The sequence below is a fragment of the Priestia sp. FSL W8-0524 genome, assembly GCF_038005965.1.
Lineage (GTDB): Bacteria > Bacillota > Bacilli > Bacillales > Bacillaceae_H > Priestia > Priestia zanthoxyli.
On record NZ_JBBOUG010000001.1, the window covers coordinates 2,602,290 to 2,623,472 of the forward strand.

Here is a 21,183-nt window from a genome sequence, read left to right on the forward strand (position 1 = left end):
AGGAAACAAAACATGCAATCTTAACTTTTTTTATAAAAAAACAATTATTTTTCATAAAGCTCTAACAAGCGTTTGTGTATCCAAATAGCAGCTTGTAAACCTTCTCCCATCGCTACCGTAACTTGTTCAGAATGAGCCACAATGTCTCCTGCTGCCCACACGTTTGAAACATTTGTTTCTTTTGTACGCGGATTTACGATAATGTGCTGATTTTCTAGAAGTTCTACTCCCAGCTCATGCGCTAATTCTGTTCGAACTTTATTTCCTCCGAATGCTAAAAAACCTCTTTCTCCATAAATAAATTCATTGTTTTCTAGGATGACGCCTTTTAACATTTCTGCTTCAGTTATGACTTTTTTTATTGCCGCTTCTTTATAGGTAATTCCCTTTTGCATCAAAGTATCTGCTAAAGGTCCAATTTCTTTTTTGTCGTGATTAATGTACGTAATGTCATTTGTCCAATATGTTAACGTAAGAGATAAACTGGCTCCTGCTTTTCCTGACCCTAGTACTAATACCTTTCTATTATTTACTTCATATCCGTCGCAGTCGGGACATACATATACGGTTTTTCCCATGCAAGGATATAGCTCTTGCTGAAGGTCAGGCGGAACCCGATCTACTACTCCCGTCGCAAACAGTAAAGTAGCTGCTTCGTAGTTCGCAGAGTTTGTGATGACGTTAAACCCATCTATTTCTTTTTGACACTGTATGACACGATCTTCTGTAAATTGAATGCCGTAGCTTTTTGCTTGCTGCCTTCCCGTTTCTCTTAGAGTTTGCCCGCTTATTCCCTCAGGCCATCCCAATATATTTTGATAATTTTTGCAAAGATTGGAACGTCCATCGTTTGAATCAATAACCAATACATTTCGCTTATATCTTCCAAGCTGAATAGCAGCTTGAAGTCCTGCAATTCCTCCACCTATAATGACGCAGTCATACTTATCTGCCACAGCACATCACCCCAGCTTTTACTATTTTCTAAACGAAAGCTTCAGTTTTTCATTATCTGTTTTTGTATTATTTTTATACGCTTTATTGTCTTTATTTTTTGAAGTCATTCTACATACAAAAAACCGCCTCGGCAGCTGCCCTGCCTAGAGACGGTTTTTTATAAAATGAAAAAGACGATATTACTCATTTTTCTTTCCTGCTTCTTTTTCATTAATTTTAGTAATCAAATCTTCTTTATATACTTCACTATCTTTCCCGTAGCGTAGACGGCTATGACAGTTGGGACATAGTGCCGCAGCGTCCATTGGCTTAGCGAGTCCGCTCTCTGAAAGCTTTGAAAGATAGTACATTTGCAAAAAGGAGCTCCCATCTTTTGCGATAAACGGCGCGCTTTCTCCGCAGGCTTCACAAATACCAGCTGCGCGTTTGCGAACATATTGTTTAAGAGCTGCCGTTTGTTCATAAATACTTGTCTTTTTTTCTTTCCCTAACGCCATATGACGAAGCTGTTCAGTTGAATAAGCTGAAACATCCAGCTGTGCTGCTTTTTCCTCAATCACAGGATTTCGTTCAAGTTCAAAAATAATGGCTTCACGCAGCTCTCCGTCTGAATCCCACATAATTTCTAATTGATGATTGATATACGTCACTTCATCAATAAACTCGACCACTCCCGGCTCCACGTAGTGAAACAAATAAACAGCTTTTCCTGATAAAAAATGTTCACGAAGCGCTTTATTGCCTTTAATGAGCTGCATCGATCCTCTTTGGCCTTCCCCCGTATAGAAAAAAGCGGTTTTATCTTTGTTCCATCCGTGTCCCGTTCCGTATTCACTTCCGCTTTCTTTTGTAAAAATAAAAATATATGGATGCGCTTTTGGCGTTGATATTTCGCTTTGTTCCTGTCCTTTATAAAGCTTATGAATTTGTTTTCTGCGATAACGATGTCCTTTTTGAAAGAAATCTCCGCGCTGTAAATCCGTAATCAATGAATGGCCTCCTACTGCGGTCCTGCTTTTATAGTACTTATAGCTCTACTATACACTAATTTTTGTTTTCTTTGCAGATCGTTTCTTCTATCTATTGGATTTATATCATACAAAAAAGCAGCTGTATGGGCAGCTGCTTTTTTGCTATAGTCAATTTTGCACCGTGTAGTCTTCTCCTAGCCATTTTGTGCTGAGTTTTTTTAACGTCCCGTCTTTTTTCAGCTTTTTAATCGCTTGGTCAACTTCCGACTTTAACTTTTCGTCTTTTTTGTTAAACATAAAATACACTTTTGAATTAATCACAATATCTCCAACCGTTTTTTGCTGAAATTTTAGCGCTTGATTGCTAAAATCGATGGAAAATGGCGTCGCAAGCGTAGCATCTGCTCGGCCTGTTTTTAATTGAGTGGTAGCATCATCCGCACCTTGACCGGCGTAAACTACATCGATTTTATTGCCGTGTTTTTTATTATATTTGTCTAGATAGACAGCCGCATTGCTTGTAGCTCCTACAATCATTTTTTTCCCTTCTAAATCTTTTAATGAATGAATATCATTTCGAGTTTTAGGAACTGTTACATAAAGCGGAGAATAATTATATGTTTCATCATTAAATAAAAACTTTTTCTTTCGCTCAGCGTTCTGAGCCATGTTATGAGCAATCATATCAATTTTATTACTTTCTAAGCTAAGAAGCAGATTTGAAAATTCCATCGTTTTAAATTCAAATTTATAATCCTTTAACTCTTTGTCGATCGCTCTTACTACTTCTACATCATAACCGGTCAGTTTGCCTTTATCATCAATAAAGCAAATGTTAGGAAACTGAGTGCCCGTTCCAACAACAATCGTTTGAACATCTTTTTCTTTCTTTTCTCCCGCACTTGAAGATGCGTTTGTTCCGCATCCTGCCACGCTCACAGCTACTACAATTGAAAGTAAAAACAGCCAATATTTTTTCATACGTTCCTCCCCCGAATCCCTATATTATGTAATAAAAAAAAGGCTCTTGATAAAGCATCTGCTTCATCAAGAGCCTCTGGTTAACCAGTGGGCTTACTTCGTGTAAGATTATTCACATCATAATACTAGTTAACCGATAAATCAAGTAGGTTTTGAAAAAAAGATTATCTTGACAGCTCAGTATCTACCGCTTAAGATACAACTAACAAAACAATAAAACTGCATATCTACCAGTCAACTGGAGGCAAATGGACACGGCAATGCGTGTACGTTTGCTTTTTTTATTGTCGTCCAGCATTTTATCTTTTGGAGGTAAAACGTATGAAATTTGCTTTATTTAGTCTTATTCAAAATATCCCGAACCCGGTTACTGGAGAAACATTAACTGCTCAAGAAAAATTTCAGCATGTGTTAAATCAAGCAGTGCTGGCAGAAAAATTAGGTTTTGATGCTTACGGAGTCGGCGAAAGACACGGAGCTCCTTTTTTGTCTTCTTCTCCTCCCGTTGTTTTAAGTGCAATCGCTGCTAAAACGTCTCATATTCGTCTTCTTACTACCGTTACCGTTCTAAGCATTTTAGATCCTGTACGAGTAGCTGAAGATTATGCAACGCTTGATCACCTGTCGGGTGGACGCCTTGAACTGATTATCGGAAAAGGCAATGATCCGCGTCATTATCCGCTTTTTGGCATTACGGAAGAAGAACAATGGGAATCTCTTGCTGAAAGATATGCTCTTTTGAAACAGCTTTGGACAGAAGAAAATGTCACGTGGAGCGGCCGTTATCGTCCGCCTTTAACTAACGTTACGACTCAGCCTCGGCCGTTTCAGCCTTCTATTCCCGTTTGGCATGGAAGCGCGTCAAGCCCGCTGTCTACAGAACTTGCAGCTAAATACGGAGAGCCTCTATTTTCATCCAATTCTTTTCACCCTCAGGCTAAATATAAAGCGCTGATTGACCATTACCGCGAACGTTTTGCTTATTATGGCCATGACCCACGCAAAGCCATCGTCGGTTCAGGGGCAAGCAGCCTATATATTTCTAATACAACGGAAGAAGCGATTCGCCGCTATCGCCCGTACTATAACGCGTTTAGCAATACAGAGGCAGCGAAACATAATCAATCGCCGTTCACGTCACTAGAAGATATCGTTCAACACGGTCCTGCTTTAGTAGGAAGCCCGGAGCAAATCATTGAAAAAATAATAGATTATCACAACGCTTATGGAAACGAAGTGCTGAGCATCAGCGTAGACGGTCTAAGCGAAGCAGAACAGCGCGAACAGCTAGAGCGCTTCGCAAGTGATATTGCACCTGTTCTTCGAAAAGAAATTCCCAGCAGCGTATGGGAAAATGAAAAAAAGAGATTGAGACATAATGAAATCAATCCAATCTAAAGACGAACAAATCAGATACATGAGCTGAACCGCTTATGACACCGCCGTTGATTTCCGTGCAAGGCTTCGCTTTCCGCGGGCGGCGCTAGAAGAACCTATACACATAAAATTCACGTTCACAATCACGCTATGAAAAAATCCGAACTAATTGGATTCTCCATCAAGAATCTTAATTAGTTCGGATTTCCCTTCAACTAAATTACTTTTGTCCCAACCTCTTTTTAATTTAGATACAATTCGCACGTTTAGTTTACTAACTTTTTAAACTAATAAACTACTCTGGTTAAGACGCCTGCGTGTCTGTATCGTAAATATTGGCTGTTACTTCGCTTCTTTGACAAAGTAAGATGAGCAGCCAAATGCCTCCAATAACTGGAACAAAGTTAATTAAATACCACCAGCCGCTTCTTCCTGTATCATGAAGTCGGCGAACAGTAACGGCAAGTGAAGGCAGAATCATTGCTGCTCCGTAAAGTAATACTAAAATAACTCCAAATACTGCAAGTGAATCGATAAAAACCAAGATATATGGAATGATCATAAAGATATAAGCAAATAATGTAAACATCCAATACTCCGTACGCGTTGCTCTTCCTCGAAACGTCGCATAATTTTTTAACGCTTTTATATACCAGTACATTTTTAAACCCTCTCTTTGTTTATTAAATTAAACTACCTAACCGTTTAAGTCCTACGCAACTTTATTAGGTACATCAAACCGGTTTAACTGCGACTCACTCCGTAGACAAAGAAGAATTAATAGACAAATACTTCCCGCAATCGGAATAATAGTAATGAGCTGCCACCACCCGCTTCTTCCTATGTCATGCAGTCGACGTGCCGTCACAGCAAGGGATGGAATGAAGACTGCAACAAGATAAACTATACGCAAAAACGGAGGCATATCTGTTATAAGTTCAATAGCTGAAAGCACACACCATATAATAAAATTAAATAAGACAAACATCCAATACTCTTTACGTGTTGCTCTTCCTTGAAACGTTGCATAATTTTTTAGCACATGTAAATACCATTTCATACAAAAACCTCCTTTTTAAACCGAATTTTGTAAGACAAGCTTACTAGCAGTAATTACCTTAGCATACAAAAAATTAATTTCATATCCTATTTTTTGAAAAAATCCCAAATGGTAATATAGATATAGGAGAGAGATGGATAATAGTTAGTAATAAATACCCAATAAATTCAGTTAAAAAACCATTTAATTACTATAATTACTTTTAATTTATAAAATGTTTTTTTATAACAAAAATCCTGCCGTATTAATCGGCAGGCTCTATCTTTACTTACGTGCGGTAAAAGTAAGGTCCACATGAGCTTTCATGAGTAATCACATAAGTCCATGTAAAGTCTTTATCTACGACATATAAATCTTCTAAATACATGTTTGTATTTTCACTTAAATCAGCGCTTGTTAAATGCTTACATTTAGATAGCTGCAGCACTCGTTCATCATGCTCAAACAGCAAATAACAGTCGTTCTTAACTTGGTTCTCAAACGCTTGAACCGCTTGTTCCTCTTGCAAGCAAGGAAGCTTTTCATAGCTAAACGTATGCCACAGAAACTGATCCATATAAATTTTCTTTTTTTGCGATGCGCTTAAAGCATCTGCAAATTCATTTTCCCACCGCTTCCGGAAGAATTCACCTTGATTCGATAATTTTTTAACAAACATTCCTTTTTTCTTTAACGCATCTTTCATTTTCACTGTGCTTTCTCACCCTTTATTCTGTATTCATTTCTTTTTATCGGCTTCTTAGCTTATTTGTCCATTAGTACCTATGCGTTAGATTCCTTGTTTTTTGACTAAACTTATTTTATAAAACGCCGGCTTTAACGTGCACAAAAACAATACAACCGTACTTAAAAGCATGATCAGGCTTCCACCAATTACAGCTCCTTGAATTGAAACAATGTGTGCAGCCATTCCGCATAGAAAGGTCATCATAATAATTAGCAGTGACTCAAGTAGCCCATAGATACTTCCTACTCTCCCCATCATGTCAACGGGAATGCTGTTTTGATAAAAGGTTTGAAAACCAGCACTTGCAAAAGCTAACGCAAAGGATAAGCTAAAAAATCCCGCTCCCATAGTTTGAAAAGAAGACGAACACGCATACAGCAAATAGCCAAGCGATACTCCTACACTGCCGGCACCTATTAGAAAGTTCGTGGACAGCTTCTTAGCAAACAGTGTATTCACAACTGCGCCAATCATAATGCCAGCACCTGCTACGCTTACTAAAAATCCGTATTCGCTTTCGGATAAATGAATGACTCTTGTTGCAAATGAAACTTCAAGAGAATCAATTGCCGTGGCCATGACCATTAAGAAACTGAACAATACATAAATGGTGATAATGTATCTGTTGGCTCTACTGAAACGAAACACCGCTTTCCAATCTTCTCGAATGGTGTTTACAGAGAGTTTATTTTCTTTAGTTTTTGTTTTTATATCTAAGTTAGGCATTAATAAAGTAACCATTCCTGACAACACGAGCGCTGCAGCATTGGCATAGATAGCAAACGCGGGCGTTCCAACCATAAATAACGCACCTGCTGCGGCCGGACCAAGAAGAAAGCCTCCTGAGTCAATCAAACTGCGCAGCGAATTAAATCTTTTTCGCTTTTCAGTTGGAATAAGCTTTGTAATATAGACCATCGATACCGGACGAAACATCGAACTTGCCATACTGATGATAAATACCAGCACATAAATGATCAGTATGGATGAGAAGAGCGGAAGGCAAGCAATGACCCCGGCGCGCATCCAATCTAAAACCATCATAAGCTTCCGTTTGTTCATGCGGTCAATTAAGCTTCCAGACCATATATTTGTACATAGCGCAGCAAGCGGCTTTATCATGTATAGCCCTGAAATCGCAAGCGGCGAATTCGTCATATCAAGCATCATGACATTTAAAGCGATCAAATAAATCCAGTCGCCGATATTGCTAGTGCCAATTCCAAACAGCAATAAACACGGGTATTTCCAAGACAACAGCTTACTTTTCATAAAAGAAAGGCCTCCGCTTCACTATTGATTTTTGTCAATAAAAAAATCCCACCCCCAAGACATGTGTCTTAGGGGCGAGATTATGAATCGCGGTGCCACCCTAGTTTGTTCATATGTCGCCATATAAACCTTGTCGAGTACGGCTTTCGCTTATACTCTAGCTTTGTAACGGAAGCAGCCGTCGCACTATCACGTTAGATCCAATGCGCTGCTCAGAGGCTTGTTTCAACAGCGTTTTTCTTGCTCCTTTTCAGCTTCCGGAGCTCTCTGCTAAGAATACGCGCTGTCTACTTTTCTCTTCACGGCATTTAATTTCTAACATCTTACCATTATTATCTATTTTTTGTAAATACTTTATTTCAAAATCATTTTTTTCGGCTGAGAAAAGAATAGTCGGTATCCTACGTATACAAAATAAATGATGGAAGCTACCAACACGATTCCCCACATATTGTACATATCTTTATTTCCCCATACGCCCGTTAGCGAAAACAGCGCTGGAATTGTTAAAGTAACCCACGACTGTACAATCGCCACTTTCCCTACATATGCAGATACATCTTTTTTGCTCGTATTAAGCACATAAAATAAAAACCATAAAAACGACCAAAGAATCCATGTAATGGCATTCACTACGTCATGATAGTGAACAAGAGAAACCGTCACGTACACTAAAGCGATAATGGATACCCAAAGTGAGTAGTAGCCAAGCCCTGTTCCCTGCATTCCCTTTAATACCGTCACGCCTACATATAAATACGTAAGGCCAAATAAAAAGATTGCCGTTCTTTCATACAAAATCCAGTTGCTTTGATCTGACGTAATAATTAAATAAAACGGAACAATAACTTGAAAAGCTCCAACAAATAAGTTAAATACGCCTACGTTTTTTTCATCTGCTTTTCCAAGCAGCATGAGTCCGTTTAAAAATAAAGCTGCACCTGACAGCAACAGTCCAATTTGATCCATTTTTCAGTAAGAAAAGCCCCCAGCTTTTCTTGTCCTCCTCTGTGTCGATGTTTTTCTTTAGGATGCGCGGAGCTATGGTTTACATGTAAAAAAGAAAAAGCACTTCCTTTTGAAAAGGAAACTGCTTTTCTTTCTGTTTCTATTACACTTATAAAATGAAGCTGACAACAATCGCTGACAGTACGCTTACAAGCGTAGCTCCATACAGTAAACGCAGACCAAAGCGCGCTACTGTATTTCCTTGCTTTTCACTTAAGCCTTTAACCGCTCCTGACACGATTCCAATTGATGAGAAGTTAGCAAATGATACTAAGAATACGGATACAATTCCAAGTGTTTTAGCACTGAATGTTGAAGCCATATCTGAAAGACTCATCATTGCCACAAATTCATTTGTTACAAGTTTTGTTGCCATAATTCCGCCCGCTGCTACTACTTCTGAAGCAGGAACACCCATGATGAATGCAAACGGTGCAAACACATAGCCAAGCAGGTGCTGGAACGACAGACCAAACAGCATTTCAAACACGTTATCAATCGCAGCCATCAGCGCAACGAAACCAATCAGCATCGCACCTACGATAATCGCTACTTTAAATCCGTCCATAATATATTCGCCAAGCATTTCGAAGAACGTTTGCTTATGACCTGTTTGTACCTCTAAAATATCTTCTTGATCCGTTACTGTGTAAGGGTTAATGATAGAAGAAATAATAAATCCGCCAAATAAGTTAATCACAATTGCTGTTACTACGTATTTTGGTTCAATCATTGTCATATAAGCACCAACAATGGACATTGAAACAGTCGACATAGCTGATGCACAAAGCGTATATAAACGGTTTGGCGGCAGTTTGTCTAATTGCTTTTTAACGGTAATAAATACTTCTGACTGACCTACAATGGCAGAAGCTACTGCGTTATAAGACTCTAATTTTCCCATTCCGTTAATCTTACTGAGAACCAACCCAATCCATTTCATAATGAAAGGAAGAATTTTAAAGTGCTGTAAAATCCCGATTAAGACAGAGATAAAAACGATTGGAAGCAGCACGTTTAAGAAAAACGGCATTGATCCTTTATTCGCGATTCCGCCAAATACGAACTCTACGCCTTCATTTGCGTATGAAAGCAGCTTTCCAAAAACGCTGGCAATCGCATTAATAATAATCAAGCCAAACTTCGTGTTTAGAAGTAAAGCTGATAAAAGAAGCTGAATCACAACCATAATAACGATTGGTTTATATTTGATTTCTTTACGGTTATTACTTGCAAGATACGCTAATCCAAAGACAACGAGTAATCCTAAGATGCCAATTAAATATTTCATAGTATCCTCCACTGCTTACTTATTTTTGTAAGTCTTTTGATGAAAAATAGCCTGGTAAGATTTCGTTAATGTTTGTAATCACAAAATCTCCTTTTAAGTTTGCTAAGATAATTTGTGTGTGATCATCACAGAACTCAGCTAATACTTGTCTGCATGCGCCGCAAGGAGAAATTGGGCCGTCCGTATCTCCTACAACTGCAATAGCTGAAAACTGCTTGTCCCCTTCTGAAACAGCTTTAAAAATAGCCGTTCGCTCAGCACAGTTCGTCAATCCATAGGAAGCGTTTTCAATATTACATCCACGATAAATCTTCCCATCGGTTGTTAAAAGAGCTGCACCAACATGGAAGTGAGAATACGGTACATGTGCTTGTTTGCTTGCTGCGATTGCTTCATCTATTAATTGTTTTGGCTCCACAGTCATCATCCTTTGCTTAGTTTACAGCAGGTTAGTTAGTACTAACCTGCTGTCATTTATTAATAATCAGAGTTGCTTAATTGACCTTTTGCAATTGATACGCCAGAGCTTGCACCAATACGTGTTGCACCAGCTTCAATCATTGCTTTTGCATCTTCTAAGCCGCGAACGCCGCCAGAAGCTTTTACACCTACATCTGGTCCAACCGTTTTTCTCATAAGCGCTACGTCTTCTACCGTTGCGCCTCCTGTAGAGAAGCCCGTTGACGTTTTAACAAAATCAGCTCCAGCTTTTACAGCTAGCTCAGAAACTTTTGCTTTTTCTTCGTCTGTTAAAAGAGCTGTTTCAATAATTACTTTTACTAGCGCTTTTCCTTTTGCAGCATCCACTACTGCTTGAATGTCGCTTTGCACTAAGTCATAGTTTTTATCTTTTAACGCGCCGATGTTGATTACCATATCTACTTCATCTGCACCGTTTTCGATTGCATTTGTAGTTTCAAATGCTTTTACTGCTGAAGTCGTAGCTCCAAGAGGGAAACCGATTACCGTACACACTTTTACTTCTGGAGCATCTTTTAATAACTCAGCTGCTTTTTTTACCCACGTTGGATTTACGCAAACTGAAGCGAATGAATATTCTTTTGCTTCTTGTGCTAAAACCGTAACTTGCTCTTCTGTTGCATCTGCTTTTAATAATGTATGATCAATAATACCCGTAATGTTTTGACTCATTTTGTTCTTCCTCTCTCTTTCTTAATGAATTTCTTTATAAATTAACGTTGGAGCTTCTACTTTTTCAGCGACCGTGCTGTAAGAATCATAAACGATATCCATTACTTCCTGTACATCTTCGCTATTGCTGTGGATTGTAACAAGAGCGTCGCCTTTTTTCACTGAATCTCCAACTTTTTTATTAAGCATAATACCAACTGCTAAGTCGATTTCAGATTCTTTTGTTGCACGTCCTGCACCTAGCTTCATTGCCGCTACGCCAATTTTTTCTGCAACGATTTCTGAAATGTATCCATCTTCTTTTGCTGGCACTTCAATTTTGTGCGCTGCATCCGGTAATTTAGACGGATCGTCTGCCACAGAAGCGTCTCCGCCTTGTGCGCTTAAGAATGTTTTAAATGATTCTAATGCTTTTCCATTTTTAATTACTTCTTGAAGCATTGCACGCGCTTCGTCTAAGCTGCTTGCTTTTTCAGCAAGTACAACCATATGACTTCCTAATGTTAAGCAAAGCTCCGTTAAATCTTCAGGGCCTTCGCCTTTTAACGTGTCGATTGCTTCTTTCACTTCAAGCGCATTACCAACCGCAAAACCTAGAGGCTGGCTCATATCTGAAATGATTGCTTTTGTGTTTCGGCCTACGCCTTTTCCGATTTCAACCATTGCTTTTGCTAATTCTTCAGCGTCTTCAAGCTTCTTCATGAATGCGCCGTTCCCCGTTTTCACGTCCAAGCAAATGGCATCTGCTCCAGCGGCAATTTTCTTACTCATAATTGAGCTTGCAATTAACGGAATCGAATCAACCGTTGCTGTTACATCACGAAGCGCATAAAGTTTTTTATCCGCTGGCGTTAAGTCTCCGCTTTGGCCGATAACGGCAATTTTATTTGTATTTACTAAACGAATGAATTCTTCGTTTGTAATTTCAACATGGAAGCCAGGCACTGCTTCTAGTTTATCAATCGTACCGCCAGTGTGTCCTAAGCCGCGGCCAGACATTTTGGCAACCGGTACATCAACCGCAGCTACTAAAGGTCCTAATACAAGTGTTGTTGTATCACCTACGCCGCCTGTGCTGTGTTTGTCTACTTTAATACCTTCAATTTTTGATAAGTCAATTTGATCGCCTGATTCAACCATTGCTTGCGTTAAATTTACGCGTTCTTCCTGCGTCATTCCTTGAAAGTAAATCGCCATCGCAAATGCCGATAGCTGATAATCAGGTAAATCCCCTTTTGTATAACCTTCGATAATAAAATCGATTTCTGCTTTATTTAATTCATGTCCATTACGTTTTTTTTCAATTAAGTCAACCATTCTCATGACGTTTTCCCCCTAAAAGTATCTGCATATTGTGCATCCACTAAAACGTTTTCAACAACTTACACCCTTACTATATAATAGCTTTGAACAATTGTAAACAGATATATTTACATTTGTTCAAAAATATTTATAGCTGCTGTTTTAGTGAATAAAAAAAGACTTCCGCACTCGGAAGTCTTCCCTTATTTTTCAGCTTTTATCACAAATGACAATACGATTCTGTACTTATTCTTTACCTTTTTATAAGGAATTAATACGTATGGCTGATCAGGCGGCGTAAATCGTTCAATTCCTTTTTGATTAGCATCAGGAGAAAAGTACATTCTTCCCCACCGTTTAATGATATAGCCCGTGGTTCCCTTGGCAATCACTCCGTCTTTTGAAACGTCTGTTTGAAAAGGATACCGGTTTCGCTGTGCCTGCAGAGACGATGCAGAATAAGATACAATATCTTCTACTATTTCAATTCGATGAAGCTTTTGCTCTTGAAAAAACAGCGTCTTCATCTCCTTTACTCTTGTTTATCTAATAAAAAGCGCGCCGTGAACTGATCAGTAACGAGTACATTTGCAAATTTCCCTTGCAGCGCTCCGTAAATGCTGTCGATTTTCTGATCCCCGCCAGCTACTAAAATGGCGTACTCTTTCTTCTTAAGTTCCTCCAAATCAAGTCCTAGCGTCCGTTCATCCAGGCTTTCATTGCAAATTTGTCCATCTTTATCAAAAAAGCGTGAACAAATGTCTCCTACGGCTCGCGAAGAAATCATCTCTACATCTTGCTCGGAAAAATAGCCAAGCTGAAAAAGCAGCGAATCCGTTTTAATGGGTCCCGTAGTAAACACAGCAATGTTGGCTTGTTTGCCTAAATCTAAAATGCGCTTAATATGACGATCCGTTTCCATTGCTTTTTTGACTACCACGTGATCGACAATCACAGGCAGAGGAAGATGCATAGGAGGCGTATTGTATGCCTTTCCAAATAAGTACATAATTTCAGAAGCATATGTGCTCGTTTCCGAATGGCTTACTCCGCCTTTTAACTGCACAACCTGCACGTCATTCACATACTTTTGTTTTAAATCGATGGCCACTTGATAAAGAGTTGTTCCCCACGTCACCCCAATAATATCTCCATCTTTTACGATGTCATAGAGATAGTCAGCTGCTGCTACGCCTAGATGACTTTTAATAATGTGATTTTCATATTGAGGCACCGGTGTGACGATTGCTTTTTTTAGATTGAATTTTTGTTCAAGCTGAGAAGACAATTTTTCACTATTGATAGATGAATCCACAATTTTAATTTGAACAATGCCTTCTTCTTTTGCTGTCTGCAGCAATCGAGAAACCGTAGGCCTTGATAAACCAAGCTTTTTTGCAATTTCACTTTGATTATAATCAAGAATATAATACATCCTTGCCGCTTCAATCACTTTATTAAATTTCTCTTGATCCATCTCCATCGACTTGTTCTCCCTTACCTTATGAATTTCTTAACCCAATTTTACCAAACTTATGTCTTTAGTTTACTTGTTTGGTGAACAAAATTTCAAGAGGGGATTTTGTAACTGAGATGAAAAGAGAAATACTCGGGTTTAAGGAGACCAGTTTTCTACGTATCCATTCGTTCCAGCATACTCATAAAGAGCTTCTAGCTTACGCTCAGAATAATAGTTAAAATCATTGTGAACTGCTGTTAATTTAAGATTATCATTACGAACAAACATCTTCTCGAGGTATACACTCTTAGCAAGTTTATTGCTCTTTTTTGTGTTGCAGCTTTGACAGCTTAGTACCAAATTCCACATATTATCTGATTGGATATAACTCCATGGGATAAAATGATCTACATGAGTAGCGATGCGTTTATCAGAAAGAACTTTCCCACAATAAAAACATTCTTTTGTTTCATATTTCCAAAGGATGTTATAGAATGCATGCAGCGATTCGCGTTTTGATATATTTTCCACTTTCAACAAGACATCTTCCAACTTATTTTTGTCATTATGCTTTTCTAAAAATTTCGCCAAATGATAATTGGTTAAATGAGTAACAATTTGTCTATATTTTTGTAAAAAAATATAGATACTGCTATTAAACTTTATGTATTCTGTTCTTTTATCAAACTCATAAACAGAACCTTCCATATCTCCGTATAACGCCCCTAATACATACCTTGCCCCCACTTTTTTAGTTCTTTCTACTAATTGCAATTGAAGATTACTTGGTAAATGATCAAATACTACTTTATTGGGGACACCATGCATTAACTGAAATTCCTTTAACTCTTTTTGAATTCCAGCTTGTCTGTTGGACGTATTTAATTGATTCAAATCATGATGAATAACCAAGTTCCAATATATTTTAGCAAATGAAAAATACACTTGATCAAACGTGAGGACTAACCGATTGTCAACATTATATAGGTTTTCAATTAAAGCTTTCATCAATCCATATTTATATGTTGTGGTAAAGTGACCATTAGCGAAAAATTGATTAATGATCTTCCAAATTTCTTGTTCTGTTAAATAAGTTTTTTTTATTTCTCCTACTTTTAAATTGAAACTCACCTGCCACCGCTCGCTCCTTCCACTATTGCACCACCAAACTACGCTTCTTCTGTTTCCACTAAATAAATTCGACCATCAAACTTCCCGCGCTCCTTCGCCTTCTCCTCACGCACTTTCTCCAGCTGCTCTGGCGTGGCTCCGTGCACAGCTGCTAACGCGTGCATCACTTCCAGTAAATCTGCGAGTTCTTCAATGGCCTCTTGATGCGTTTCGGCTTCTATGTATTCTTGAAGCTCTTCTTTTGCTTTTTTTATCAGCTCATTTTGATATTCTTCTCGCTGCAGCACGCGTGATTTGAAGGTTTTTCCGCTTTGTTCAATAATCGTAGGAATTTTATCTCGCACTAGCTTGTTATAAGTGAGCATTATTTTTTCCCTCCATCTCTTACCTTTCTAGTAAACTAGTATCTTTCAAATTCTGCTTTGTTTCCGTTAAACACATTTAAATCAATAAACGTTTCTTTACCTTTATAGCCGCTGGCACTCATTGCATTTGGAATTACCCAGCCTATACTCCATAGTAGAAATATAAAACTTACAAGAGCGGCTAATATAACTCCTACGGCAAGAAATCTGTTCTTCTTTTGATTTTCTTTATCTATTGTGTTTACCCCCTTTTTTAGAAAATACTTCTAATATTCTAACATAAAAAGGATTTTTCAAAGCAAAAGAGCCTACCAGTCTTTATTTGGAAATATAAAAAAACCACCTAAAATCAGGCGGCTCTTCTTTTATGCTGCGTCTTCAGATGGTTCATTATCTTTGGCTGCTTCTATAAGTAAGAAAATAGCCGTTAAGATGTGCATGATCATGCCGACAATTGGAATCCACGCAATAGCAGAACAGACAATTCCCATGATATGCCCTGTCCGAACTTTGTTTGTTTTAATCGCAAATACTAAACCTACAATATGCAATGCGAGCATTAGAATAAGCGGCGTGTAGGCTAGGCCAATAACCAAGGTCCCGCCTAGAATTGGAATCCCCCAAAGAGCCTCTAATCCTCCGCTGACCCATTTCAATATACGACTTGTTTTTCCCAATGTATCCTCCCCCTTTGTCTTCAATGTATGCACAGAGGTTTTGTTTCTGAACGGTTGTATATGAAAAAAGTGGAAAAAATACGTGTACTAAAAATAAATCGATAGTCCCATATAAAGATACGTTTTTATACGGGACTAGTGTAGTAGTGGAAAATGAATGAGAGGAAAAGGCTTTGTTTTACATGTAATAACGAGGAGCTCTTCGTCGAGAGAATGAAGTAAACATCAACAAAAAAGCCGAACTCAAAATGTAAGCTCGGCTTTTTCTTATATGATAAATAGAAGTATTATAAAATGTTTTTTGTATTAGTGTTCTCGACTCTTCTCAAATTTTTCAACAGCCTCAAAATCAAGCTCGGCTGATATCCAATCGCCTTTTTCCGGGAATTCTAGATTTCGAACGACTATTTTATTCGGCCCTTTTTTTTCTAAAATTTTCGCCTGGCAGTTTTTGTACATAACTACTTCTCGTTCTTTGATATCTGTCCACAACAAGTGCAGAACCCCTTTCAATTTTAAGAAGTTAATATTTCGAAACACTGTTTTACATTTTATTATATTTTTTTGGATTTGTTAATTTTTTTGTCTTGTTTTTCATAAAAAAATGATCAAAACGCTTTTTTCCACTACAATATACCCAAAATATCTTTTAACCTTTAAATATTTATGGTATATTTTTAAAATTGTATTACAAGTTTTTTGTTTTTGCCTTTTCGTTTCTCCTCTTTTCTTCTTTTTACATATTCATAATAGACATATCAATCTATACTAATACGTATCAAGGTTTAAAAGTTCAAAAATATCTTAACATACTAAAAAGCATTGGGTTGTCCCACTAGAAAGCCAATCGAATTTACAAAAACTCCACCGAAAAAACTAGAAGCCTTTAGCCATACAAAAGACTACTTTTACTGCATTTATATTTTAATGAATACTAACAACACAATTTGAGGTGCCAACAATGAACGTATTGACAAACGCTATAATTATCTTATTAGCTTATTTAATTGGATCAATTCCTTTTGCTTTAGTGATTGGAAAAGGGTTTTACAAAACCGATGTTCGTAAGCACGGAAGCGGTAACTTAGGAGCTACTAATACCTTTCGCACTTTAGGAAAGAAAGCAGGTATTATAGTATTGATCGGCGATATAGCAAAAGGCTCGCTAGCCGTCTGTTTACCGCTTATGATGAATAGTCACTTGCATATGCTTGTCCCTGGATTTATTGCTATTCTTGGACATAGCTATCCGATTTTTGCAAAGTTTAAAGGAGGAAAATCTGTAGCGACTGCCGCTGGTGTATTCCTTGCATTTTCACCATTAGCTTTCATTCTAGGGATTCTTGCTTTTTTAATTTCTCTCAAAATTTCTAAATACGTATCCTTATCTTCACCTATTGGCGCATTGGTTGCCTTTTTAGCATCAATCTATGTAGGCGATGTAGTATTAATCGTATTTGCAGCTATTATTTTTATTTTCATTACGTGGAAGCACATAAAGAACTTTAAACGCATTAAGTTAGGTACAGAGCCTAAGGTTAATTTTTAAACGTCATGAAGTTATTGACTAGTAATCTTTAAATATGTTTACCAAAAAGGTGTTCATGAGTTGAACACCTTTTTTTATTATTTTAGTACGCCTTGTCCCAAGATAGACGTAAATTATGAAATTTCTTTAAAAATGCTCTTGATTATAGAGTAAACAATACATTCCATTTGATATTTACAATTTAACTACTTAACATAGTAATCTTTTTAGTAAATTTGAATAAATAAATGAAACCTTTCCTCTCCACTAACCGTATACCTATCATGCACGTATTAGTTAAAGGAGGAAGACTTGTGCTAAAACGAATTTCACTGTTTATTTTCGTTAATATTTTAGTATTAATTACAATCACAACGATTACATCTTTATTAGGTGTTCAAAGCTATATGGGAAGCGGCGGTTACGGCGGCCTGCTGGCATTTAGCGTCATTGCCGGCTTCAGCGGCGCGATTATTTCTCTTATGATGTCACGCGTGATGGCAAAGTGGATGATGGGTGTTCAAGTTATTGATGAACGTTCCCCTCAAGGTGAATATGAACGATTTGTTTTAGAAGAAACTCACCGACTTGCATCTGTGGCAGGATTAAGAAAAATGCCTCAGGTCGGAATTTATCACTCAGCGGAAGTTAATGCTTTTGCAACAGGGCCAAGTAAAAGACGCTCACTTGTTGCTGTTTCAAGCGGAATGCTTGAACGAATGGATCGCGATGCGATCAGCGGCGTTATCGCTCACGAAATAGCGCATATTAAAAGCGGAGATATGGTCACAACTACGCTGCTGCAAGGAGTATTAAATACATTCGTTATTTTCTTCTCTCGTTTAGTAGCCAAAGCGGTGTCAAACTTTGTGCGAGAAGAGTTTGCGATGGTTGTTTATTTCCTTACATCGATTATATTTGAGATTCTCTTTAGTATCTTAAGCAGCCCAATTATTTTCTGGCATTCAAGAAGACGTGAATTCAAAGCCGATGAGCTTGCAGCTAAACTCGGCGGCAAAGAAAAAATGATTTATGCGTTAGAATCGCTTCGTCATACTACTTCATTAGTAGATGACCGCCAAAAATCAATTGCCGCTTTTAAAATTAGCGGTAAAGAAAAATTCTCACGCTTATTTTCTACTCATCCACCGCTTGAAAAACGCATTGAGCGCTTGCATTCACTATAAGCAGACAAAACCAGCTTCTTTAAAGAAGCTGGTTTTTTTATGTTATGACTGAGAAGCAAGTACGCGTGCAGCTTCCCACAGTAAGACGCCGTCTTTATTTTTTGTTAATTCCACGTAGCCTTCTTTTTCAAGATACGTAAGCTGGCCGTACACTTCTGAGAAAATAAAGTCAGGTGCTTTTTGATACATATCCGGGAAAAATGCAGCGCTGACTTCAAGCGTTGTTTTCTTTCCTTCCCCCATCGCTTGTAACACGCGCAGCGCCCATTTATGCTGCTTTTGAATGCGTTCCATAATTAAAGAGTGAATGTCACTAAGCGGTTCACCATGTCCGCTATAAATCAAATCAATGTCGTAGTTCAACGTTTTTTCTAGAGACGCTAAGTAGTCCAGTAGCGGCGTTGGCTTGGGATTTTGAATGGTTGGCTCTAAATACGGGTTTGACGGTACTTTTGGCAAAATATGATCTCCGCCAAACGCAACTTTTTCTTTGCGATTGTAAAACATCAGCTGACTTAACGAATGTCCCGGCGCTTCAATTACTTCCCACTCACTCGCATACGGAAGTGTATCTCCTTCTTTTAAATAACCCGTTAGCTTCTGCCCTTTAGGTGAATATACTTGAATTGCAGCCGTTGCTTTACGAAGCCATTCTTCCATTACATCATCACTGACTCCAAACTCCATAAGGAAATTACGATATAGCTCATTATGCTGCTGAACAAACTCTTCATCTTGGTAAATCCAAGGCTCCACAAGCTTATGACCGTAAACAGGTATATCACTCGGCAGCCATCCTAAAAATCCAGTGTGATCCGGATGCTGATGAGTCAGGATAACTTGTTCAATATCCGTTACTTTATATCCTTCTTTACGAAGCGCCTCTTCAAAAACGCTCCACGCTTCTTTGGTTTTCATACCTGCATCAATTAACGTTACCTTGTCTGCTTTTAATAAAAACACATTCACTGGTCCAATTGGAAATGGCGTAGGCAGTTCAATGCGTATCACTTTATGATCTAAACTCATTTTACCAAACCCCTATATCTGCATTCTTTTTACTTTTTTATACTGTTAAACGTCTTATTCTTTTAATTAGTCAATTTCCTGCTAACGTCTACCTGTAAAAGTACTCTGAGGAGCAGTCATTACATAGCTCTTTGCACTCGTACAAACAGTCACATAAACTCATACTATTAATAGTTTAGCAGGTTTGAAGACAAATTGATAAAGGAATGCTTTCCAGTGTACTTATTTAAAACAAACGAATGGTTCATCAAACGAAAAAAGTAAGATAGAATAAAGAGACGAAATGATGATATAAGACCTGCGGTAGTATGTCAACTGAAAAATGAAAGAACGTAAAGTTATCAAAGGGCAATTTACTTAAAAAAAGCATCACGAAACTAGACCAGTAACGAATGTTATTTACTGGAAAATATTTGAAAGGTAGCGATGACAAGTTTTATGTCATATTTTCACGCCCCTTTCTGGCGTAAAGAGTTGGTGACTGCGTAGTAGCGCATCCACCAATCGCACGAGTTTTCTTGCGGTTAGAACGAGTGCACGTTTGTGTTGATGTTTTGGTACTTCACTGTACTTTTTCACGTAGTAATCCCGGTAATCTGGAACTTGCTTTCGTACGGAGTTGGCGGCTTCAACTAAGTAATATCGCAAGTAGTGGTTACCGTTACGTGATAGGGACGTGTCTTCGGCAGTAAAGCGCCCAGACTGATGCTTTCGCCAGTATAGACCTGCGTATTTTGCTACTTTAGCTTCATCATCAAACCGGTCTATTTGGCCAATTTCAGCTATGATACCCGCAGCGAATACGGGACCAATTCCAGGGATGGATTCAAGCGTGTGTGTCAATCCAGCCATCAGTTTTTTGATCGCTTTGTCAATTTCTTTTATCTGCTTTTGGAAGGTGCGAATGACCTCGATCGAGGTCCCAAGTATCACATCCATGGAATCTTCCACTACCTTGTCCAAGCGATACGAAGATCGCACGGCTTTCTGAATGGAGGTTGCCACACATTTCGGGTCACCAAATCGGTTTTTCCCTTTCTCTTGAAGGAATGCTGCTAGTTCCTCCAGTGGTAGGTGGGCTAGTTCTTCCAAGCTGTATTTCTCTAAGAAAAGCTCCATCATTGCGTTACCGAAGACCGAGGAGTCTACTTCTTGAGAGAAAGTATTACACTTATAGCTTAGGTGTTGAAGAAAATGCTGCTTTTCTTTTGTCATCATACGAATGAGTTGGTAACGGGACCGAGTCAGTTGTTGTAAGGCCACGTATTGGCTTTCTTTGACCACTGACATCTGGTTACGTCCAAAACGTAAGTAATCCGCAATGATAAAGGCATCGATTTCATCTGTTTTGTTCATGTCCGAATAGCTTTTCTTAAAATTAGCTATTTGTTTAGGGTTCATGACAAACACCTTGGCACCGAAGACTTTTAAGTCTTCATCATGATGGAGAAACATCGACGGGTGAAAACTATAGACCGATGTAGATTCTAAGCCAATCTTTAAGACGTCAACTTCTTGATCGCCTATGCAGTCCAATAAACGCTCTTTAAGCAACGTCGCGCCTGGTAAGTCATTGGTGACGGTAAAGGCATTCAGCTTTTCTCCTTCACCATTTAAAATGCATACTTTCATATCAAACGAACTTACATCTAAACCAACAAATAATCTCACGGGAGAGACCTCCTTTCGATTTAGAATCACTTGGCATT

The 21,183-nt window shown here is 38.3% G+C and carries 23 protein-coding genes and 1 other annotated feature; of the genes, 3 read left to right on the forward strand and 20 right to left on the reverse strand.

The window, feature by feature from the left end; genetic code table 11:
- Positions 1 to 44: 44 nt before the first annotated feature.
- From NST66_RS13225 to NST66_RS13235, 3 genes are all read right to left on the reverse strand, one after another.
- Complete coding sequence (locus NST66_RS13225; protein WP_033579328.1) at positions 45 to 956, reverse strand: NAD(P)/FAD-dependent oxidoreductase; 912 nt, start codon at positions 954 to 956, stop codon at positions 45 to 47.
- Positions 957 to 1,136: 180 nt separating this feature from the next.
- Positions 1,137 to 1,946: an HNH endonuclease gene (locus tag NST66_RS13230; protein WP_182030207.1), complete on the reverse strand. Its 810-nt coding sequence runs from the start codon at positions 1,944 to 1,946 to the stop codon at positions 1,137 to 1,139.
- A 150-nt stretch (positions 1,947 to 2,096) separates the two neighbouring features.
- Complete coding sequence (locus tag NST66_RS13235) at positions 2,097 to 2,909, reverse strand: amino acid ABC transporter substrate-binding protein (protein ID WP_033579330.1); 813 nt, start codon at positions 2,907 to 2,909, stop codon at positions 2,097 to 2,099.
- Between the two features lie 321 nt (positions 2,910 to 3,230).
- On the opposite strand from NST66_RS13235, the gene NST66_RS13240 reads away from it, so the two are divergent.
- Positions 3,231 to 4,307, forward strand: coding sequence for an LLM class flavin-dependent oxidoreductase (locus tag NST66_RS13240; protein ID WP_034268789.1), 1,077 nt, complete (start codon positions 3,231 to 3,233; stop codon positions 4,305 to 4,307).
- A 283-nt stretch (positions 4,308 to 4,590) separates the two neighbouring features.
- Here NST66_RS13240 and NST66_RS13245 read toward each other — a convergent pair whose 3' ends face one another.
- The 15 genes from NST66_RS13245 to NST66_RS13315 all read right to left on the reverse strand — a co-directional run bounded on the left by NST66_RS13245 (position 4,591) and on the right by NST66_RS13315 (position 16,225).
- Positions 4,591 to 4,947: a DUF805 domain-containing protein gene (locus tag NST66_RS13245; RefSeq protein ID WP_028412963.1), complete on the reverse strand. Its 357-nt coding sequence runs from the start codon at positions 4,945 to 4,947 to the stop codon at positions 4,591 to 4,593.
- 51 nt (positions 4,948 to 4,998) lie between these two features.
- Positions 4,999 to 5,346 (reverse strand): DUF805 domain-containing protein, encoded by a 348-nt coding sequence (locus NST66_RS13250; RefSeq protein ID WP_028412962.1) that lies wholly within the window; start codon positions 5,344 to 5,346, stop codon positions 4,999 to 5,001.
- 268 nt (positions 5,347 to 5,614) lie between these two features.
- The gene (locus NST66_RS13255) at positions 5,615 to 6,037 is read right to left on the reverse strand and encodes a DUF4275 family protein (protein WP_034268792.1); all 423 of its coding nucleotides are present in this window, start codon (positions 6,035 to 6,037) and stop codon (positions 5,615 to 5,617) included.
- A gap of 78 nt (positions 6,038 to 6,115) precedes the next feature.
- A complete protein-coding gene (locus tag NST66_RS13260) occupies positions 6,116 to 7,345 on the reverse strand; it encodes an MFS transporter (RefSeq protein ID WP_154992451.1) in 1,230 nt (409 codons plus the stop codon).
- Positions 7,346 to 7,412: 67 nt separating this feature from the next.
- Positions 7,413 to 7,657 (reverse strand) — a binding site (T-box leader).
- A 42-nt stretch (positions 7,658 to 7,699) separates the two neighbouring features.
- Complete coding sequence (locus tag NST66_RS13265; RefSeq protein WP_013057473.1) at positions 7,700 to 8,314, reverse strand: AmiS/UreI family transporter; 615 nt, start codon at positions 8,312 to 8,314, stop codon at positions 7,700 to 7,702.
- 148 nt (positions 8,315 to 8,462) lie between these two features.
- Positions 8,463 to 9,644 carry a NupC/NupG family nucleoside CNT transporter gene (locus NST66_RS13270; RefSeq protein ID WP_049165126.1) on the reverse strand — a complete coding sequence of 394 codons (1,182 nt, stop codon included), beginning with the start codon at positions 9,642 to 9,644 and terminating at the stop codon, positions 8,463 to 8,465.
- A gap of 19 nt (positions 9,645 to 9,663) precedes the next feature.
- On the reverse strand, positions 9,664 to 10,062 hold the full coding sequence (locus NST66_RS13275) for a cytidine deaminase (protein WP_013057475.1): 399 nt from the start codon (positions 10,060 to 10,062) through the stop codon (positions 9,664 to 9,666).
- A gap of 59 nt (positions 10,063 to 10,121) precedes the next feature.
- Entirely contained in the window at positions 10,122 to 10,796 is a 675-nt protein-coding gene (gene deoC / locus NST66_RS13280) for a deoxyribose-phosphate aldolase (RefSeq protein WP_014459662.1), read from the reverse strand.
- 21 nt (positions 10,797 to 10,817) lie between these two features.
- Complete coding sequence (locus NST66_RS13285) at positions 10,818 to 12,119, reverse strand: pyrimidine-nucleoside phosphorylase (protein WP_028412959.1); 1,302 nt, start codon at positions 12,117 to 12,119, stop codon at positions 10,818 to 10,820.
- A gap of 182 nt (positions 12,120 to 12,301) precedes the next feature.
- Positions 12,302 to 12,625: a hypothetical protein gene (locus NST66_RS13290; RefSeq protein ID WP_340843416.1), complete on the reverse strand. Its 324-nt coding sequence runs from the start codon at positions 12,623 to 12,625 to the stop codon at positions 12,302 to 12,304.
- 5 nt (positions 12,626 to 12,630) lie between these two features.
- On the reverse strand, positions 12,631 to 13,575 hold the full coding sequence (locus NST66_RS13295; protein WP_340843769.1) for a sugar-binding transcriptional regulator: 945 nt from the start codon (positions 13,573 to 13,575) through the stop codon (positions 12,631 to 12,633).
- 138 nt (positions 13,576 to 13,713) lie between these two features.
- Positions 13,714 to 14,688 (reverse strand): HNH endonuclease, encoded by a 975-nt coding sequence (locus NST66_RS13300; RefSeq protein WP_340843417.1) that lies wholly within the window; start codon positions 14,686 to 14,688, stop codon positions 13,714 to 13,716.
- Between the two features lie 38 nt (positions 14,689 to 14,726).
- Positions 14,727 to 15,053 (reverse strand): nucleoside triphosphate pyrophosphohydrolase, encoded by a 327-nt coding sequence (locus NST66_RS13305; protein ID WP_034268801.1) that lies wholly within the window; start codon positions 15,051 to 15,053, stop codon positions 14,727 to 14,729.
- A 365-nt stretch (positions 15,054 to 15,418) separates the two neighbouring features.
- The gene (locus tag NST66_RS13310; protein WP_028412954.1) at positions 15,419 to 15,730 is read right to left on the reverse strand and encodes a hypothetical protein; all 312 of its coding nucleotides are present in this window, start codon (positions 15,728 to 15,730) and stop codon (positions 15,419 to 15,421) included.
- 306 nt (positions 15,731 to 16,036) lie between these two features.
- Positions 16,037 to 16,225, reverse strand: a complete 189-nt coding sequence (locus tag NST66_RS13315) for a hypothetical protein (protein ID WP_016764545.1) — start codon at positions 16,223 to 16,225, stop codon at positions 16,037 to 16,039.
- A gap of 466 nt (positions 16,226 to 16,691) precedes the next feature.
- Between NST66_RS13315 and plsY the strand changes: the two genes are divergently transcribed.
- Positions 16,692 to 17,279, forward strand: a complete 588-nt coding sequence (gene plsY / locus NST66_RS13320) for a glycerol-3-phosphate 1-O-acyltransferase PlsY (protein ID WP_034268804.1) — start codon at positions 16,692 to 16,694, stop codon at positions 17,277 to 17,279.
- Between the two features lie 293 nt (positions 17,280 to 17,572).
- Positions 17,573 to 18,445 carry a protease HtpX gene (gene htpX / locus NST66_RS13325; RefSeq protein ID WP_034268807.1) on the forward strand — a complete coding sequence of 291 codons (873 nt, stop codon included), beginning with the start codon at positions 17,573 to 17,575 and terminating at the stop codon, positions 18,443 to 18,445.
- A 42-nt stretch (positions 18,446 to 18,487) separates the two neighbouring features.
- Here htpX and NST66_RS13330 read toward each other — a convergent pair whose 3' ends face one another.
- Both NST66_RS13330 and NST66_RS13335 read right to left on the reverse strand, forming a co-directional pair.
- On the reverse strand, positions 18,488 to 19,474 hold the full coding sequence (locus NST66_RS13330; RefSeq protein ID WP_340843418.1) for an MBL fold metallo-hydrolase: 987 nt from the start codon (positions 19,472 to 19,474) through the stop codon (positions 18,488 to 18,490).
- A gap of 441 nt (positions 19,475 to 19,915) precedes the next feature.
- Complete coding sequence (locus NST66_RS13335) at positions 19,916 to 21,145, reverse strand: IS110 family transposase (protein WP_050691787.1); 1,230 nt, start codon at positions 21,143 to 21,145, stop codon at positions 19,916 to 19,918.
- Between the last annotated feature and the right edge of the window lie 38 nt (positions 21,146 to 21,183).